15 protein-coding genes and 1 riboswitch are annotated in these 17,269 nt (G+C 67.3%); of the genes, 5 read left to right on the forward strand and 10 right to left on the reverse strand.

Annotated features, from left to right (window positions below; translation table 11 throughout):
* Positions 1-676: 676 nt before the first annotated feature.
* Genes mmsB through G5A07_RS17540 form a run of 5 tightly spaced genes read right to left on the reverse strand, consistent with a single transcriptional unit; the run spans position 677 to position 6,216 of the window.
* Entirely contained in the window at positions 677-1,567 is an 891-nt protein-coding gene (mmsB, locus tag G5A07_RS17520; RefSeq protein WP_099589801.1) for a 3-hydroxyisobutyrate dehydrogenase, read from the reverse strand.
* Entirely contained in the window at positions 1,564-2,739 is a 1,176-nt protein-coding gene (locus G5A07_RS17525) for an enoyl-CoA hydratase/isomerase family protein (protein ID WP_191863694.1), read from the reverse strand. Before G5A07_RS17525 ends, mmsB begins: the two co-directional genes overlap by 4 nt.
* Positions 2,736-3,533 (reverse strand): enoyl-CoA hydratase, encoded by a 798-nt coding sequence (locus tag G5A07_RS17530; RefSeq protein ID WP_191863695.1) that lies wholly within the window; start codon positions 3,531-3,533, stop codon positions 2,736-2,738. The genes G5A07_RS17525 and G5A07_RS17530 overlap by 4 nt, the downstream gene beginning before the upstream one ends.
* Positions 3,530-4,696, reverse strand: a complete 1,167-nt coding sequence (locus G5A07_RS17535) for an acyl-CoA dehydrogenase family protein (protein WP_191863696.1) — start codon at positions 4,694-4,696, stop codon at positions 3,530-3,532. Before G5A07_RS17535 ends, G5A07_RS17530 begins: the two co-directional genes overlap by 4 nt.
* 14 nt (positions 4,697-4,710) lie before the next feature.
* Complete coding sequence (locus G5A07_RS17540) at positions 4,711-6,216, reverse strand: CoA-acylating methylmalonate-semialdehyde dehydrogenase (RefSeq protein WP_010487017.1); 1,506 nt, start codon at positions 6,214-6,216, stop codon at positions 4,711-4,713.
* 114 nt (positions 6,217-6,330) lie between these two features.
* Here G5A07_RS17540 and G5A07_RS17545 point away from each other — a divergent pair, with 114 nt between their 5' ends.
* Complete coding sequence (locus G5A07_RS17545; RefSeq protein ID WP_191863697.1) at positions 6,331-7,698, forward strand: short-chain fatty acyl-CoA regulator family protein; 1,368 nt, start codon at positions 6,331-6,333, stop codon at positions 7,696-7,698.
* Between the two features lie 358 nt (positions 7,699-8,056).
* Here the strand turns inward: G5A07_RS17545 and G5A07_RS17550 are convergent, their stop codons facing one another.
* Entirely contained in the window at positions 8,057-9,931 is a 1,875-nt protein-coding gene (locus tag G5A07_RS17550) for a patatin-like phospholipase family protein (protein WP_316248768.1), read from the reverse strand.
* Positions 9,932-10,058: 127 nt separating this feature from the next.
* Positions 10,059-10,273, forward strand: a riboswitch (cobalamin riboswitch).
* Between the two features lie 175 nt (positions 10,274-10,448).
* On the opposite strand from G5A07_RS17550, the gene G5A07_RS17555 reads away from it, so the two are divergent.
* Together G5A07_RS17555 and pncA are read left to right on the forward strand one after the other, a co-directional pair.
* On the forward strand, positions 10,449-11,120 hold the full coding sequence (locus tag G5A07_RS17555; protein ID WP_191863698.1) for an epoxyqueuosine reductase QueH: 672 nt from the start codon (positions 10,449-10,451) through the stop codon (positions 11,118-11,120).
* 56 nt (positions 11,121-11,176) lie between these two features.
* Positions 11,177-11,803 (forward strand): bifunctional nicotinamidase/pyrazinamidase, encoded by a 627-nt coding sequence (gene pncA, locus G5A07_RS17560; RefSeq protein WP_191863699.1) that lies wholly within the window; start codon positions 11,177-11,179, stop codon positions 11,801-11,803.
* A gap of 207 nt (positions 11,804-12,010) precedes the next feature.
* On the opposite strand, the gene purU is transcribed toward pncA, so the two are convergent.
* Positions 12,011-12,862 carry a formyltetrahydrofolate deformylase gene (gene purU, locus G5A07_RS17565; RefSeq protein ID WP_191863700.1) on the reverse strand — a complete coding sequence of 284 codons (852 nt, stop codon included), beginning with the start codon at positions 12,860-12,862 and terminating at the stop codon, positions 12,011-12,013.
* A 114-nt stretch (positions 12,863-12,976) separates the two neighbouring features.
* Between purU and G5A07_RS17570 the strand changes: the two genes are divergently transcribed.
* Positions 12,977-13,888, forward strand: coding sequence for a LysR family transcriptional regulator (locus G5A07_RS17570; protein WP_191863701.1), 912 nt, complete (start codon positions 12,977-12,979; stop codon positions 13,886-13,888).
* 3 nt (positions 13,889-13,891) lie between these two features.
* Here G5A07_RS17570 and G5A07_RS17575 read toward each other — a convergent pair whose 3' ends face one another.
* The 3 genes from G5A07_RS17575 to G5A07_RS17585 all read right to left on the reverse strand — a co-directional run bounded on the left by G5A07_RS17575 (position 13,892) and on the right by G5A07_RS17585 (position 16,421).
* Positions 13,892-14,992 (reverse strand): NADH:flavin oxidoreductase/NADH oxidase, encoded by a 1,101-nt coding sequence (locus tag G5A07_RS17575; RefSeq protein WP_191863702.1) that lies wholly within the window; start codon positions 14,990-14,992, stop codon positions 13,892-13,894.
* A gap of 165 nt (positions 14,993-15,157) precedes the next feature.
* Positions 15,158-15,964 (reverse strand): NAD-dependent protein deacetylase, encoded by an 807-nt coding sequence (locus G5A07_RS17580; RefSeq protein WP_191863703.1) that lies wholly within the window; start codon positions 15,962-15,964, stop codon positions 15,158-15,160.
* A 55-nt stretch (positions 15,965-16,019) separates the two neighbouring features.
* Positions 16,020-16,421: an acyl-CoA thioesterase gene (locus G5A07_RS17585; protein WP_004153688.1), complete on the reverse strand. Its 402-nt coding sequence runs from the start codon at positions 16,419-16,421 to the stop codon at positions 16,020-16,022.
* Between the two features lie 153 nt (positions 16,422-16,574).
* On the opposite strand from G5A07_RS17585, the gene G5A07_RS17590 reads away from it, so the two are divergent.
* Positions 16,575-17,210: a LysE family translocator gene (locus G5A07_RS17590; protein WP_049454320.1), complete on the forward strand. Its 636-nt coding sequence runs from the start codon at positions 16,575-16,577 to the stop codon at positions 17,208-17,210.
* Positions 17,211-17,269 lie beyond the last annotated feature (59 nt).

A 17,269-nucleotide genomic window follows, 5' to 3' on the forward strand; every position in this document is an offset into this window, starting at 1 on the left:
AATAAGCGGTTCGATTGACTGCCCATGACTACTTCCTGTCACGCTCGGCCAGACAAGCAAGTGCTCACCAACTGTCGCCAGATGTTCCGCAAGGACAGGGGCGCTCATTGCGGTTGCGATTCCCCGGGTAATCAGCCCAGGGCGGACGGGGAAAATGAATCTGGAAGCGTGCACCAACACCCCCAGAAGAGCCGGCACATTTGTCTTCAGGAGCTCTGTCCTTCGATCAGGAAAGGCAAGCCCATTGTCGAGGCATCGATTCAGAGCCAAGCCAACTTGGCTCTTGCTAATGCCTGTGTCACCTGCCAACTGCCTAACGGTGAAGAGCCCGCGCCAGTGATTCTCGAATCCGGGTCTACTGTGATCCCAATGCCAGTCCTCATGTTGCGCATACTCCCACCCCTGCCAGTTCCTGGATCGGAGGTGTAGTTGGCTACCTGCGTCAGTCTTCCAAAGGCTGATGAGCCTTAGAAGCAGAACGACATCTTGACCTTTGATCATGAGCCCACCCCAAAGCGTCCCGCGTCCCGGGACTTGGGACACATAAGATCCTGAACAAAATGGATTGTCAAATAAAAATGGGCGGATGCCGGTCGAAACCGAACATCCGCCCATCCCACCTTCGTTGTCCCGCACGGGGACATGAGGTTGCCGGCCAGCGGCCGGCACTACCAGGTCACTTCTCGCTCGTAATGAGCTGCACGACGCTGGAGAAATCCAGCTTGCCGCGGCCGGCCTGGTGGTTCATCGAGTACAGGTTGCGGGCCACTTCGCCCAGCGGGATCGAGGCGCCGACACTCATCGCCGCTTCCACCGCCAGGCCCATGTCCTTCAGCATCAGGTCGCTGCCGAAGCCGCCGCTGTAACCGCGCGAGGCCGGCGCATTCTCCAGCACGCCCGGCCACGGGTTGCACACTTCGGTGGCCCAGCTGCGGCCGGTGCTGACTGCCATCATCTGCGACAGCACCTTCGGGTCCAGCCCGTGCGCCACGCCCAGGGCGATGGCTTCACCGGTGACGGCCATGATCACGCCCAGCGCCATGTTGTTGCACAGCTTGGCCACCTGGCCGGCACCACTGGCGCCCACGTGGAAGATGTTCTTGCCCATCGCCTGCAGCACCGGGCGCGCGCGTTCCAGCGCGTCCTCTTCGCCACCGACGATGAAGGTCAGGGTGCCGGCCTGGGCACCGGCGGTACCGCCGGATACCGGCGCGTCGATCATCTGCAGGCCACGCGCGGCAGCCGCTTCAGAGACCTTGCGGGCGCTGGCCGGTGCGATCGTGCTGCAGTCGATGACCAGTGCACCGGCCGGGATCGTGGCGAGAATGCCGTCGTCGCCAAGGTACACGCCTTCCACGTGGCGGCTGGCCGGCAGCATCGAGATCACCACCTCAGCATCGGCCAGGGTGTCGCGCGCCGATGCCGCCGCGCTGGCGCCGGCATCGACGGCGGCCTGCACCGCGGCCGGGACCAGATCGAACACGCGCACGGTATGGCCGTTCTTGACCAGATTGGCGGCCATCGGGCCACCCATGTTGCCCAACCCGATGAATGCAATGCGGCTCATGCAAGGCTCCTTTCAACAAGGGGAGTGCCCAGGTCGGCCAGCGGATGCGCGGCATCGGCCCAGGGGGAAGCGAAGAAGGTGTCGGCCCACGCGCCGCTGGCCTCGGCCAGCGTGGCCGGGTTCCATTGCGGATTGCGGTCCTTGTCGATCAGCAGCGCGCGGATGCCTTCGGCGAAATCGCCGTGGGCGGCGCAGTGCAGCGCGGTGATGTACTCCAGCCGGTAGACGCTGGCCAGGTCCTGGCCGGCGCTGCGGCGCTGCAGTTCAAAGGCCAGCCGCGCCGAACCCGGCGCACCAGCAGCGAGGGTCTTCTGTGCCGCCTGCAGCCACGCATCGTCGGTCTGCAGCATGCTGATGCGGTTGATGATCGCGGGCAGGTCATCGCCCTCGCACAGCACATCGACCTGCGCGGCATGGGCCAGCAGCGGGCCGGTGGCGGCGTCACTGGCGTGCGACTGCAGCAGATGGGTCAGGCGTTCGTGATTGTGTGCGGCATCGCCCGACCAGGCCACCTGCAGCAGCGCATCGAACACCGCGCTGCGGCGTTCTTCAGCCACGTGCACATCGGCCAGGCCGGCATAGATGGCATCGCCCGGATTGAGCAACGCGCCGGTCAGGGCCAGGAACAGGCCGCCCTTGCCCGGCACGCGCGGCAGCAGCCAGCTGCCACCGACATCGGGGAACAGGCCAACAGTGATTTCCGGGAAGGCCAACTTGGAGCGCTCGCTGACCACGCGGTGGCTGGCGCCGGACATCAGGCCGATGCCACCGCCCATCACGATGCCATGGCCCCAGCACAGGATCGGCTTGGCATAGGTGTGGATGAGGTAATCGACGCGGTATTCGACGTCGAAGAACTCGGCGGCGTAGTCGTTCTCGCGGATGTCGCTGCGGCCGGCCTCGCGGAAGGCAACCATGCTCCTGTACAGGCTGTGCAAGTCGCCGCCGGCGCAGAACGCCTTCTCACCGGCACCCTGCAGCACCACCATGGCGATGCCGTCGTCATCGGCCCAGGCATTCAGCTGCTTCAGCAACAGGTGCGCCATCGGCAGCGAGAAACCATTGAGCGTGCGCGGCGCGTTGAGCGTGGCGATGCCGATACGCGTGCCGTTGCCGGCCACGCGCTCTTCGAACAGCACCGGTGCGTTGTCGGCAGCGGTGTCGGTGCTCATGCGTTCTTCCACTGCGCGGTGCGCTTTTCCAGGAAGGCAGTCACGCCCTCGACCTGGTCGGCGGTATCGAACAGATCGACGAAGGCTTCGCGCTCGGCCACCAGCGCCGAGGCGTGGGTGCCGGTGCGGGTGGACTGCACCAGGGTCTTGCAGGCGGCGATGCTGGTCGGGCTCTGCTTGCCGGCCTTCTTCGCCCATTCCAGCGCCAGTGCCTTGGCTTCGCCCTTGCCGACCTTTTCTTCGGCAAGGCCGATGCGCAGTGCGGTCTCGGCAGTGATGCGCTCACCCAGCAGGATCATGCGCTTGGCCCAGCCCTCGCCCACCAGGCGCGGCAGGTTCTGGGTGCCACCGGCGCACGGCAGCAGGCCAACGGTGGCCTCCGGCAGCGCGACCTGGGCGTGGTCTTCGATGATGCGCAGGTCGCAGGCCAGCGCGCATTCCAGGCCACCGCCCATGGCGTAGCCGTTGATCGCGGCGATCGACACGCCACGGAACCCGGACAGCGCTTCGAAGGCTTCGCCGAAGCGGCGCGCGGCCTCGCGTGCGGCGGCCTTGTCGCCTGAAGCGAACTGGTTGAGGTCGGCACCGGCGGAGAAGAACTTCTCGCCGTCACCGGTGATCACCAGTGCGTAGACGTCACGGTCTGCGTTGAGCGCGCCGACCAGGTCGCGCAGCGCCGACAGGCTGTGCACGGTCCAGGTGTGCGCCGGCGGGTTGTTCAGGGTGACCACGGCGGTGTGGCCGTCGGCCTCGACCTTCAGGCCCACGTGCTCCTGGGTACGCCAATCCTTCATCGCAGTTCCTCTTCGGTGTTGAGCAGGTGACGGGCAACGATCACCCGCATGATCTCGTTGGTGCCTTCCAGGATCTGGTGCACGCGGCAGTCACGCAGCAGGCGCTCGATCGGGTATTCGCGGATGTAGCCGTAGCCACCGTGGATCTGCAGTGCTTCATTGCAGACGTTGAAACCCGCATCGGTGGCAAAACGCTTGGCCATCGCGCACCAGACATTGGCATCGCTGGCACCGGCATCGAGCTTGCGTGCAGCGGTATGCACCATCTGCCGCGCCGCGACCAGTTCGATGGCCATGTCGGCCAGCTTGAACTGCAGCGCCTGGAAATCGGCCAGCGCCTTGCCGAACTGGCGGCGCTCGCCCATGTAGCGGCGTGCGGCATCCAGCGCACCCTGCGCGGCACCCAGCGAGCAGGCAGCGATGTTGATGCGGCCGCCATCGAGCCCCTTCATCGCCAGCTTGAAGCCGCCGCCTTCCTCTCCCAGAAGGTGGCTGACCGGCACGCGGACGTTTTCGAAGGTGATGCCACGGGTGGGCTGGCTGTTCCAGCCCATCTTCTCTTCCTTGCGGCCGAAGCTGATGCCCGGCAGGTCCGACGGCACTGCAATGGCGCTGACGCCACCTGCACCGGCACCGCCGGTACGCGCCATCACCACCAGCAGTTCGGTGGCACCGGCGCCGGAGATGAAGGCCTTGGCGCCGTTCAGCACGTAGAAGTCGCCATCGCGCACGGCGGTGGTCTTCAGCGAGGCCGCATCGGAACCGGCGCCCGGCTCGGTCAGGCAGTACGAGGCCAGCTTGTTGCCCGAAGACAGGTCGGTGCCCCACGCATCGCGGAGTGCCGGCTGGCCCCACGTGGACACCATCCACGAGGCCATGTTGTGGATGCTGATGTAGGCCGCGGTCGACGGATCGACGTTGGCGAGCTCCTCGATGACGACGGCGGCGTCCAGTCGGCTCAGGCCGCTGCCGCCCACTTCCGGGTCCATGTACAGACCGCAGAAGCCCAGTTCACCGGCCTTGGCGATCGCCTCGCGCGGAAAGATGCCCTCCGCATCCCATCGCGCGGCGTGTGGCGCCAGTTCGGCCTGTGCGAAGTCGCGCGCAGCCTCGCGGTACGCCTGCTGCGCTTCTTCCAGTTCCGTCGTCATCGAGTGGCTCATGGCTGCTCCTGCCGTTACTTCAGGCTGATCGTGGTGTTGACGCCGTGGCTCAGCGTTTCGTCATCGAACCAGCGCGCGGTGACCGTCTTGGTCTGGGTGTAGAACAGCACCACCTGCTTGCCGTACGGGCCCAGGTCGCCCAGCTTGGACGCGCGCGAACCGGTGAACGAGAACAACGGCACCGGCACCGGGATCGGCACGTTGATGCCGACCTGGCCGACGTCGATGTCTTCCTGGAACTTGCGCGCGGCGGCGCCGGACTGGGTGAACAGTGCGGTGCCGTTGCCGTTGGGGTTGCTGTTGACCATCGCGATGGCGTCTTCCAGCGTTTCCGCTTCGAGGATGACCAGCACCGGCCCGAAGATTTCTTCCTGGTAGATGCGCATGTCGGGGGTGACACCGGCAAAGATGGTCGGGCCGACGAAGTTGCCCTTCTCGAAGCCATCGACCTGCGGCTTGCGGCCATCGAGCACCAGCTTGGCGCCCTGCTCCACGCCCGAGGCGATCAGGCCTTCCACGCGCTCGCGGGCGCTGCAGGAAATGACCGGGCCGACATCGGTGCCGGCCACGGTGCCGCCGCTGACCTTCAGGGTCTTGGCCTTGGTCACCAGATCCTGCACCCAGTTGCGTGCTTCACCGACCAGCACCAGGGTGGAGGCGGCCATGCAGCGCTGGCCAGCGGCGCCGAAGGCAGCACCGACCATCGCATTGAGGGTCTGTTCCTTGTTGGCGTCCGGCAGCACCACAGCGTGGTTCTTGGCGCCCATCATGCACTGCACGCGCTTGCCGGCCAGCGAGGCGCGGTTGTAGACGTGGGTGCCGACGCGGGTGGAACCCACGAACGACACAGCCTTGATGTCCGGGTGGTCGCAGATCGCGTTGACCACTTCCTCGCCACCGTGGACGACGTTCAGCACACCCTTCGGAATGCCGGCTTCCAGCGCCAGTTCGACCAGGCGCATGGTGACCATCGGGTCCTGCTCGGACGGCTTGAGAATGAAGGTGTTGCCGGTGGCGATGGCCATCGGGAACATCCACAGCGGGATCATCGCCGGGAAGTTGAACGGGGTGATGCCGGCGCACACGCCCAGCGGCTGCATGATCGTGTAGGTATCCACGCCATTGGCCACGTTGTTGGCCAGCTCGCCCAGCTGCAGGTTGCCGATGGCGGCGGCGTGCTCGACCACTTCCAGGCCACGGAACACATCGCCTTCGGCGTCCGGCAGGGTCTTGCCCTGTTCGGCGGTGAGGATGTGGGCCAGCTCGCTCATGTGCTCGCGGATCAGCTGCTGGTACTTCAGGAAGATGCGTGCACGGGTGCCGATCGGGGTCTTGCGCCAGGTCTTGAAGGCTTCCTTGGCGGCGGCGACGGCGGCGTCCACTTCGCCGGTGGTGGCGAACGGCACCTTGGCCAGCACGTCCTGGGTGGCCGGATTGATCACGTCCTGCCAGTGGGAGGTGGCCGATTCGATGAACTGGCCATCGATCAGCATGCGGATACGGGGCGCTGCAACAGTCATGATGACAATCCCACGGGCTCGAAAGATGCTTGGCATTATTCACAGCACCCACCTCGATTTCCGGGCTGAATCCGCTTAATCTGGCCAACACGCCAGACGATTCATGTTAATTCTGTGAATTATTCAGCCACCCAGCGACAACTTGGCCTGCGCCTGCTGCGGCTGCGCGAGCAGCGTGGTTACAGCCAGGCCGACCTGGCACGTGCGCTGGGGCTGTCGGCCAGCTACCTGAACCAGATCGAGCGTAACAAGCGCCCGTTGACGCCGGCGGTGCAGAAGAAGCTGGGTGAGGTGTTGGGCAACGTTTCCTCGCTGTTCGACGAAGATGAGCCCGCCGCACTGCAGGAGGCACTGGGCGAGACCCTGCGCGACCTGGGCCTGGCGGAGGTGAGCGCGACCGAGCTGCGCGCCTTGGCCGGCAACCTGCCGCAGGTCAGCCGCGCCCTGCTGGACCTGCATCGGCGCCACCTGGCGCTGCGCGAACATGCCGCCGCCCTGGAATTCCAGCTGGGCGAGCCGGGTGCCGGCAGCACCCTGCCCGCCGGTGACCAGGTGCGCGAGTTCTTCAACCGCATGCACAACCACATCCCCGAGCTGGACGAACTGGCCGAGCGCCTGTTCGCCGAGTGGGGGCTGTCGCCCGGGCATGTGGCACCACGCCTGCGCCAGCTGCTGGCCGACCGCCATGGCGTGCTGGTGGAAGTGGCGGCGCTGCAGGCCGGGCGCGAGAAGCGCCAGTTCGATGCCGGTGCACGGCGGCTGTGGCTGCCCGATTACCTGGAACCGGGCCAGCAGGCATTCCAGATGGCCGCCGAACTGGCCCTGCACGGCTACCTGCCGCAGATCGATGCGGTGGTGGCGCGTGCCGGCTTCACCGATGAGGCACGCATCGCGCAGGCGCGCATCGGCCTGTCGAACTATTTCGCCGGCGCGCTGGTGATGCCGTACATGCGCTTCCTGCGTGCGGCCGAGGCCAGCAGCTACGACATCGAACTGCTGGCGCATCAGTTCGGCGTCGGCTTCGAGGCGGTGTGCCATCGGCTGAGCACGCTGGCACGGCGCAGTGCGCCGGGGCTGCCGTTCTTCTTCATCCGCGTGGACCGTGCGGGCAATGTGTCCAAGCGCCATTCGGCCACCGATTTCCATTTCTCGCAGGTGGGTGGGTCGTGCCCGCTGTGGATCGTCTACGAGGCGTTCAACCAGCCCGGGCGCATCCTTACGCAGACGGCGCGCATGCCCGATGGGCGCCGCCATTTCTGGCTGGCGCGGCAGGTCAGCAGCGGGCCGGTGGGGCATGGCCAGCCGCGCAAGACCTTCGCGGTGGCGCTGGGCTGCGACCTGCAGCATGCCGAGCGGCTGGTGTATTCGCTGGGGCTGGATGTGCAGAGCCCGGGCAATTCGGTGTCGATTGGCCCGGGCTGCCGGGTGTGCCCGCGCGAGGACTGCATGCAGCGCGCGTTCGCGCAATTGCCGGGGCGGTAGGGTTGGTTCGGCAGGGCTGCGCCCTGCACCTGCCGAAGCCGAAGCCGAAGCCGAAGCAACAGCAACAGCAAAAGCTGGCATTCCGTGGGATGGCGGGGCGGTGTCGGATTGCGGGGACGCCGTGAACCCGTCCCTGGGGGCTTGGCCGCGGCATCCATGCCGCGGACACCCCGCAATCCGACACCACCCCGCCTTCGACAGTTTCCTTCCATCTGTCGGAACGACGTATTGCTCTGGTAGGTGTCGACCTTGGTCGACACGCTTGATCCACGCCATGCGTGGATGTTCTTCGATGAACGTTCGAAATATTCGATTTCGATGGGGTTCCATCCACGCAAGGCGTGGATCTACTACCGGGTCAGTAGATCGGCGTCACCTTCATCTGCGGCAACGGACGCGGTGCGCCGTCGGTGAGGTCGGGGCCGAGGTCCTCCCAGCTGCGACCCTGTTCGACCATCAACCCCCACAGCTGCTGCGAGGCCAGCCGCTTGTCTTCCGAACCCAGCTTGTATGACGGTGGCGTCGGCTGGCCAGTGGCAACCATCGCGTACGCCGCGCGGTAGGCCAGCACCTGCTGCGCCGGGTCATCGGTGCGCGCCACTTCCAGCGTGTAGCGCTGGTAGGCCGAGGCCAGGTTGCGCCAGCGGATCCAGTAGTGGTTCTCGAACGAGAATGAGCAGAAGCGCGCGCCCGCCAGGCTGCCCTTGTCGGCGATGCGGGTCAGCACCTCCTGCGGCATGTCCAGGTTCATGCCGCCTTCGTCGCCCTGCAGGCTGACGTGCACGATGCGGTCGCGGTAACCCGGCGCGCGCGCCTGCAGCAGATCGCGCCAGTTCTGCATGGTCGCCACCACCGCGAACAGGAAACGCCCCAGTTCCGCGGCCGCCAGCGGCGTGGCGATCGACTGATAGGTGCGCTGCCAGCCATGACGGTTTTCGGTGGGCAGGAACACCGCGTGTTCCAGCGACTGGCGGCCGCTGCTGCCGTGGCTCACCTCTTCAGCGTGCTGCGGGTAGACCAGGTTGATGGCGAAGGTCGGCCAGCGCGGCAAGGCGGCATCGAACAGATGGATCGGGAAGTTGCTGCTGATGCCGCCATCGGAGAACCAGCAGATGCGGAAGGCGGTGATCACCGGGCCACAGGTCTGCCCGGCACTGGTCAGCCCTTCCATGCTGTCGGCCACGTTGTGCTCCTGGTCGGCGGCAGGCGCGGTGGGTTCGCAGCGACGCTCGCGCCGCGAGGGCTCATGCAGCGGCACCGCGCTGATCAGCAACGGGAAGCTCAGGCTCATGCGCGTGGCCACCAGCACCGGCAGCTTCGGGCCCTGCGGCAGGTGGTAGTACCGTCGCCCCTCCACCTCCAACGGCGGGCTAGCTTGATCCACCAGCCACTGCACCACGCTGGCCGGGAACAGCTGCTCGAACTCCTCGCGCAGGAACCAGAACTGCGCGCCACCCAGCGGCAGCGTACGCGGCTCGTTGTGCGACACGCAGGTGGTGATCATCTGCAGGCTGATCGCATGCGGGCTGTCCGGCTCGCCGGCATAGCGCGGTGCATCGTGCAGGTCGGCGAAGGTAAGCGGTGCATCCAGCGGCTTGCCGGACAACTGCTGCAGGCACTCGTGCAGCCACTCGGTCAGTGCCGGAGTGCGTGCATCGCGGCCGAGTCCACTGCACAGGCCCAGCAGGTTGCGCCGCGCCACACGCGCGACCCGCAGCGCGGCACCGGCCACGCCGGCACCGTACGCGCACAGCAGCGACGGCAGCAGCGTGGCGGCCACGCCGCTCCAGCCACCGCCCCACCAGCCCAGGCCGAGCAGCAGCGCCAGCGACACCAGCACTTCCAGCGGCGCGATCTCGAACACGGCAACGGCCAGGCACAGCAGCTTGTGCGGCAGGCGGGCATTGCCGGTCAGCACCACCAGCAGCCGATAGGCCGCACGCGCGCCCCGTGCCGGCTGGAACAGGCTGTAGATGAAGCCGCGCCGCGACAGCTGCGCCGACACCGCCGACAACCCGCCATAGCCGGCATCGCCAGGCAGGTGTTCGCCCGCCTGCTGGCGGCGATCACCGCAGGCCGCCGCAGCCGCCACCGCCGCAGCAATAGCGCCGGCCGAGGTGCCGCCGATGCTCTTGAAGCGATACTCGCGCGCCAGCGCCAGTACCGCATTGGGGTACACGATGCCGCTGGTGATGCCGCCTTTCATGACCAGATCGCAGTACTTCGCCGCCACGAGCCACCTCCCGTCTGTCGACGCACAGTATGGCAAGAGGGGCTCTCACAGCCTGAGAAACGAGCCACAGCCCTGCGCTTTGATTGGCCCTTGACCATTGGCCTCGACGCGTCCACCGTGGGCGCGCCGAAGGTATCCCTGCCGTGGCTGGATGGCGGCCGGGATTTAAACGGGAATCCGGTGAAGGCGCCTCGCGCGCCCATTCCGGAGCTGCCCCGCAGCGGTGAATGGAAACGAATCCTGCCAACAGCACTGGGCTCGCGCCTGGGAAGCGGCAGGTAGTAGGTGGGCTGCGGCCCGTGTCCATCAGCCCGAATACCGGCCCCGGCCGGGGGACACGACCGTCCCCTGATTCGACCTGGAATCTCCGCGGGGAGGTTGCCGGGGCCGTCGTTGTCCTGCGCGTGCAGGCGATGCGGCCGCGCGCGTCCTGTTCACGGTATCCGGCCAGACCTGTTCACCCACGCGCTGATGCATGGGCCACCGCCGTTGCCGGCGGTCCATGCGGTACCTGACGATGACCGAGCTCCAACGCCCTACCCTGACCCTGCCCGCCGACGGCAAGCGCCTGCTGCTGCATTCATGCTGCGCGCCCTGCTCCGGCGAAGTGATGGAGGCGATCACCGCCTCCGGGATCGACTACGCGATCTTCTTCTACAACCCCAACATCCACCCGGTGAGGGAATACGAGCTGCGCAAGCAGGAGAACATCCGCTTCGCCGAGCAGCACGACATCCCGTTCATCGACTGCGACTACGACACCGACAACTGGTTCAGCCGTGCGCGCGGCATGGAGAACGAGCCCGAACGCGGCATCCGCTGCACGATGTGCTTCGACATGCGTTTCGAGCGCACTGCGCTGTACGCGCACGAACACGGCTACGACACCATCAGTTCTTCGCTGGGCATCTCGCGCTGGAAGAACATGGCGCAGATCAACGACTGCGGCATCCGCGCCGCGTCGCGCTACGAGGGCCTGCAGTACTGGGACTACAACTGGCGCAAGGGCGGCGGTGCCAGCCGCATGATCGAGATCAGCAAGCGCGAGCAGTTCTACCAGCAGGAGTACTGCGGCTGCGTGTACTCGCTGCGCGATGCCAACCGCCATCGCCGCGAGAACGGCCGGGAACGGATCAAGATCGGCCTGCTGTACTACGGGCAGGACGCTGGGACGCCGCAGGACGATTGACCTGTGCCGCCGGGGCGGCCACGCTGGTCGCCCCTTTACGTTGTAGTGGATCTGCCATGACCGCCCTGCCCGCCGACGTCGCCCTGCTGGTGATCGACCTGCAGCCGGACTTCATGCCCGGCGGTACGCTGGCCTGCGATCAGGGCGATGCGCTGGTGGCACCGATTGCCGATCTGCTGGCGCAGCGCCGCTACCGCACCGTGGTGGCGACACAGGACTGGCACCCGGCCGACCATGCCTCGTTCGCCAGCCAGCATCCTGGCCAACGCCCCTTCGAGAGCATCCTGCTGCACGCGCAGCCGCAGACCCTGTGGCCGGACCACTGCGTGCAGGGCAGCGCCGGTGCCGCCCTGCACCCGGATGTGGACTGGACCGTGGCCGACCTGATCCTGCGCAAGGGCACGCGCCAACAGGTGGATTCGTACAGCGCCTTCCGCGAGAACCATGGCCCCGATGGCGAGCGCCCAGCTACCGGCCTGGCCGGCTGGCTGCACGAGCGCCGCATCCGCGAAGTGCATGTGTGCGGCCTGGCCCGCGACTACTGCGTACTGTGGAGCGCGCAGGACGCGGTGAAGTCCGGCTTCCGGGTGAAGTTCCTGTGGGAGCTGACCCGGCCGGTGACCGAGGCCAACGATACGATGGTGCGCGAGGCGCTGGGCAAGGCGGGGATCGCGATCGCCTGACGGGCGACCGCCGGGCATGGCCCGGCGCTACCGCGCACGTCGCTTATGCCGCTTGCGCGCTCCTGCCCACGACAACACAATCGATTCATCCAGCCCCCCAACTACGCCCCCCTACAGATCGCGGGACGGCCGAACCGGGGGCTTTTCACTGGATGAAATCAGGATTCGGTAGTGCCGGGCCATGCCCGGCGGACGCGGGATGGGCGATTACCGGAACACCACCGTTCGGTGCCCATTGAGCAGGATGCGGTGCTCCACATGGCGGCGCACCGCGCGCGCCAGCACCAGCGATTCGGTATCGCTGCCCAGCCGTACCAGTTCGCGCGGCGCCATCGCGTGGTCCACGCGGGCCACGTCCTGTTCGATGATCGGGCCTTCGTCCAGATCCTCGGTGACGTAGTGCGCGGTGGCACCGATGATCTTGACCCCGCGCGCGTGCGCCTGGTGATACGGCTGCGCGCCCTTGAAGCTGGGCAGGAAGCTGTGGTGAATGTTGATCGCACGGCCGGCCAGTGCGCGGCACAGCGTGGGCGACAGGATCTGCATGTAGCGCGCCAATACCACCAGATCGATGCGCTCGCGCTCGACCAGGTCGATGATCTGCTGCTCCTGCACCGCACGCGTATCGGCGGTCACCGGCAGATGGTGGAACGGCACCTGGTAGGACGCGGCCAATGGCGCGAAATCGGCGTGGTTGGACGCCACTGCCGCGATGTCGACTTTCAACTGGCCGCTGTGGGCACGGAACAGCAGATCGTTGAGGCAGTGCCCCTGCTTGCTGACCAGCACCAGCAGGCGTGCGCGGCGGCGGCCGTCGTGCAGCTGCCAGTCCATGCCGAAGTCGGCCGCCAACGTGGCCATGGCGGTGTGCACCGTGTCCAGCGGCAGGCTGGCATCGCGGTCGAAATGCACGCGCAGGAAGAAGCGGCCGCTCTCCTCGTCGCCGAACTGCTGGGCGTCGAGGATGTTGCAGCCGTGGTCGAACAGCAGGCCGGACACGCGGTAGACGATACCGGTACGGTCGGGGCAGGACAGGGTAAGGATGGAATCGGGGCGCATCGCCACAGTGTAGGGCAGCGCCCTGCCCAGCGGCCGGATGATCACGGATGCAACCGACCTGCTTGGTTCAGTCCCAAGCGATACTTGGAACTCCCCGTGGCAAGCTGGTCGGTCATGAACCTGTTGCAACTGATCCGCAGCTTCACCCGCACCGCAGAGACCGGCAGCATTGCTGCCGCGGCCCGCATCCTTGGCATCAGCGCCACCGCAGTCGGCCAGAACATCAACCGGCTGGAGGCGCATCTGGGGGTACGGTTGCTGAACCGAAGTACGCGCCAGCTGGCCCTCAGCGAGGCCGGCACGCTGTACCTGGCGCAGGTGCGCCACATCGAAGCCGACCTGGCGCGCGCGCAGGCGATGGTCACCTCCGGTGACATCGAACCGGCCGGGCCGCTGCGCATCGCCAGCAGCAGCGCGTTCGGCCGCCATGTGCTTGCCCCCTTGCTGCCGTCGCTGCAGCAGCGCTACCCGCAACTGCAGCTGGAGCTGCGCCTGACCGACCGCGCCGTGCAGCATGGCCCGGAAGCGGTGGATGCCAGCATCCGCATCGGTGCGCAGCTGGAAGATGGCGTGGTCGCACGGCAGCTGGCACGCGTGCCCTTCGTGTTCTGTGCCTCGCCGGCCTATCTGAAAGCGCACGGCACCCCGCAGCAGCCCTCCGAGCTGAGCGGTCATCGCGGGCTGCTGCACCGCTTCCCCACCGATGGCCGGCCGCTGCGCTGGGGCCTGCTGAAGGATGGCCAGCGCGTGGACGCCGCACTGCCGCCGAGCATGGTCTGCGATGACATCGATGCACTGGCAACGCTTGCCGCGACCGGTGCCGGCATCACCCGGCTGGCCGCATTCGTGGCCGAGCCCTACCTGCGCGATGGCCGCCTGCAGGCGGTGTTCGGCGCCGACACGGCGTGGCGCCCGGAGCCGATGGAGGTCTATTTCTGCGTCAGCGACCGCCGCGACTTCACCGCCAAGATCCGCGCGCTGTTCGAGCACCTGCAGGCCGGCATGGCGCCGGCCTGGCGGGTGTGAGCCTCAGCGCGCCTTGAACACGCCGCGCGCGTCGCGCGGCTCGCAGCGCAGGTACTGCGGCGCCGGTTCCACGCTGTCGCGCAGCGCGGCGGCGGCATGCCACGGCCAGCGCGGGTCGTAGAGGATGCCGCGCGCCAGGGCCACGGCATCGGCGTGGCGATGGCGCAGGATCGATTCGGCCTGCTCGGGCTCGGTAATCATGCCCACAGCGATGACCGGCATGCGCACCTTGGCCTTGATTGCCGCCGCGAACGGCACCTGGTAGCCCGGACCGACGGTGATCTTCTGGCGCTCGTCCAGGCCGCCGCTGGAGACATGCAGGAAATTGCAGCCGCGCGCGTCCAGCACCTGGCCCAGCGCTTCGCTCTGCACCAGATCCCAACCACCGTCGACCCAGTCGCTGGCGGAAATGCGTACACCCACGGCGACCTTGTCGGACACTACCGCACGCACCGCGTCGAACACTTCCACCAGCAGGCGCAGGCGGTTCGGCAGCGAGCCACCATAGCCATCGGTGCGGCGGTTGCTCAGCGGCGACAGGAACTGGTGCAGCAGATAGCCGTGCGCGGCATGCAGCTCGATCAGTTCGAAGCCCAGGCGCTCGGCGCGCACCGCACTGGCGGCGAAGGCGGCGATAACCTCGGCGATGCCGGCCTCGTCCAGTTCCTGCGGTGCCGGATCGCCGGCATGGAACGGCAGCGGCGACGGCGCCACGGTGGACCAGCCACGCGCATCATCGGCTGGCAACTGGCCGCCGCCGTCCCACGGGCGCTTCACCGAGGCCTTGCGGCCGGCGTGGCCGAGCTGGATGCCCAGCGGCATCGGCGACCAGCGGCGGACGCTGGCCAGCACCTGTGCCAACGCGGCTTCGGTACCGTCGTCCCACAGGCCCAGATCGGCCCAGCTGATGCGGCCGCGCGGCTCGACCGCGGTGGCTTCCAGGATCAGCAGGCCAGCGCCCGACTGCGCCAGGTTGCCCAGGTGCATGGCGTGCCAGTCGCTGGCGCGACCGTCTTCGGCGGAGTACTGGCACATCGGCGCGATGACGATGCGGTTGGACAGGGTCAGGGGGCCGAACGAAATCGGCGAGAACAGCTGGCTCAAGACGGTGATGAACGACGTAGGGGGTGCGTATTGCACCGCCGCGCGGCTCGCGGATCAACCATCTGGATGGATCGCTGTTTCGCGGGGACGCATGATGGGTAGCGCCGGGCCATGCCCGGCGAACGTGCGGCGCGGCACCCCGTTTCCGCCGGGCATGGCCCGGCGCTACCCGGTAACGAGCCCTGCAAGCGCCTCAGCGCAGTCCCGCTCATCCTTGAACTGCAGCAGGTCGTCGGCACGGGTGCGGCCGCGGTTCAGCGCCGCCACCGGCAGCCCTGCCCTGGCCGCCGCCTGCACGAAGCGGAAACCGGAATAGACCATCAGCGAAGAACCCACCACCAGCACGGCGTCTGCCTGCTGCAGGTGCTCATGCACCGCTGCCACGCGTTCACGGGGCACGTTTTCGCCGAAGAACACCACGTCCGGCTTCAGCAGGCCGCCGCAGGACGGGCAATCGGGCACCACGAAGCTGGAGAAATCGGTCTCCAGATCGGCATCGCCATCCGGGGCGATACCGGCCTCCAGCGCGTCCCAGCCCGGATTGGCGTCCAGCAGGCGCTGCTGGAAGTCCTCGCGGCCGCTGCGGCGTTCGCAGCCCATGCAGCGCACCCGATCCAGTCGGCCATGCAGGTCGATCACGTTGCGGCTGCCGGCCCGCTGGTGCAGGCCGTCCACGTTCTGGGTCAGCAGCACCTGCAGCTTGCCGCGGCTTTCCAGGGCAGCCAGGGCCTGGTGGGTGCCATTGGGCCGGGCCAGGCCGAAGCGCGGCCAGCCCAGCAGGCTGCGCGCCCAGTAGCGCTGGCGGGTGGCCACCTCGCCCAAGAAGGCCTGGTAGGTCACCGGCGGCGTGCGTTTCCACTGGCCGTCGGTATCCCGGTAATCGGGAATGCCCGAGGCGGTGCTGCAGCCAGCGCCGGTCAGCACGAACAGGCGCTGGGCGCGGTCGATGAAGTCGGTCAGTGGCGGGGTCATGGCTGCCAGATGGGGGCGCGGCGGCGCCCCCGCAAGCGCCGGTCCGTTGGCCGGGTCAGGCCGCCGGCAGCGGTGGCACCGCGATCGGGTGGCCTTCCTCGTCCAGCGCGATCATCACGAAGTGGCCGCGGGTACACAGCTTGCGCTCGCCGCTATGCAGGTCTTCGGCGACCAGCTCCACCTCGACCTTCATCGAGCTGCGGCCGACTTCGACGATGCGGCCGATGGTCTCGACCATCTGGCCGATGCGGATCGGCAGCTTGAAGTCGACCTGGTCGCTGCGCGCGGTCACCACCGTGCGGCGCGAATAGCGGGCGGCGGCCAGGAAGGCCGCCTTGTCCATCCACGCCAGTGCCTGCCCACCGAACAGGGTGCCGAGGTGGTTGGTGTGGTTCGGGAAGACGATTTCGGCCATGCGCACTTCGGTGGGCGGCACGGTCTCGGGGATCGGGGTCATGGGGGTGCTTCGGTGTGTGGGGTCCGGTAATTTTATGCGACCGGCGTGACGGCCATCGGAACGCATGTGCAATGGCCACCTGGCAGCGGTGCCTGCGCAGGCCCCGCCCATGGCAGGCGCTACACTGCGCCACGCCCACCGCCAGGACCACCCATGCCCGCCACTTCCGACCTTCTGGCCTTTGCACTGCTCTCGCTGGCCATGGTGATCACGCCCGGGCCGAACATGATCTACGTCATCTCGCGCTCGATCTGCCAGGGGCCGATGGCGGGACTGATCTCGCTGGGCGGGGTGGCGCTGGGCTTCGTGTTCTACATGCTGTGCGCGGCGCTGGGCATCACCGCCCTGCTGATGACGGTACCGTTCGCCTACGACGCGCTGCGCATTGGCGGCGCGCTGTACCTGCTGTACCTGGCCTGGCAGGCGCTCAAGCCGGGTGGCCGTTCGCCGTTTGCAGTGCGCGACCTGCCGCAGGACAGCCCGCGCAAGTTGTTCACGATGGGCTTCCTGACCAATCTGCTGAACCCCAAAGTGGCGGTGATGTATCTGTCGCTGCTGCCGCAGTTCCTGCACCCGGACAGCGAAGGCAGCGTGCTGATGCAGTCGATCGTGCTGGGCTCCACCCAGATCCTGGTCAGTGTCAGCGTGAATGGCATGATCGCGCTGACCGCTGGCAGCATCGCCGGCTTCCTGGCCGCGCACCCCACCTGGCAGATGGTGCAGCGTTGGGTGATGGGCACGGTACTGGCCGGGCTGGCGGTGCGCATGACGGTGGAAGGGCGGCGATAGCCGCTCTTTGTAGAGTCGGGCCATGCTTGTATGTTCCTCCCGGCTCCTACGCTGTATGT

Source organism: Stenotrophomonas sp. AS012628 (assembly GCF_010608305.1).
Taxonomy (GTDB): domain Bacteria; phylum Pseudomonadota; class Gammaproteobacteria; order Xanthomonadales; family Xanthomonadaceae; genus Stenotrophomonas; species Stenotrophomonas geniculata.

What these genes read in the sequence shown, in the direction of transcription:
- mmsB (WP_099589801.1), bottom strand. Translation starts at nt 1,567, where the DNA reads ATGAGCCGCATTGCATTCATCGGGTTGGGCAACATGGGTGGCCCGATG.
- G5A07_RS17525 (WP_191863694.1), bottom strand. Translation starts at nt 2,739, where the DNA reads ATGAGCACCGACACCGCTGCCGACAACGCACCGGTGCTGTTCGAAGAG.
- G5A07_RS17530 (WP_191863695.1), bottom strand. Translation starts at nt 3,533, where the DNA reads ATGAAGGATTGGCGTACCCAGGAGCACGTGGGCCTGAAGGTCGAGGCC.
- G5A07_RS17535 (WP_191863696.1), bottom strand. Translation starts at nt 4,696, where the DNA reads ATGAGCCACTCGATGACGACGGAACTGGAAGAAGCGCAGCAGGCGTAC.
- G5A07_RS17540 (WP_010487017.1), bottom strand. Translation starts at nt 6,216, where the DNA reads ATGACTGTTGCAGCGCCCCGTATCCGCATGCTGATCGATGGCCAGTTC.
- G5A07_RS17555 (WP_191863698.1), top strand. Translation starts at nt 10,449, where the DNA reads ATGACCGAGCTCCAACGCCCTACCCTGACCCTGCCCGCCGACGGCAAG.
- pncA (WP_191863699.1), top strand. Translation starts at nt 11,177, where the DNA reads ATGACCGCCCTGCCCGCCGACGTCGCCCTGCTGGTGATCGACCTGCAG.
- purU (WP_191863700.1), bottom strand. Translation starts at nt 12,862, where the DNA reads ATGCGCCCCGATTCCATCCTTACCCTGTCCTGCCCCGACCGTACCGGT.
- G5A07_RS17570 (WP_191863701.1), top strand. Translation starts at nt 12,977, where the DNA reads ATGAACCTGTTGCAACTGATCCGCAGCTTCACCCGCACCGCAGAGACC.
- G5A07_RS17580 (WP_191863703.1), bottom strand. Translation starts at nt 15,964, where the DNA reads ATGACCCCGCCACTGACCGACTTCATCGACCGCGCCCAGCGCCTGTTC.
- G5A07_RS17585 (WP_004153688.1), bottom strand. Translation starts at nt 16,421, where the DNA reads ATGACCCCGATCCCCGAGACCGTGCCGCCCACCGAAGTGCGCATGGCC.
- G5A07_RS17590 (WP_049454320.1), top strand. Translation starts at nt 16,575, where the DNA reads ATGCCCGCCACTTCCGACCTTCTGGCCTTTGCACTGCTCTCGCTGGCC.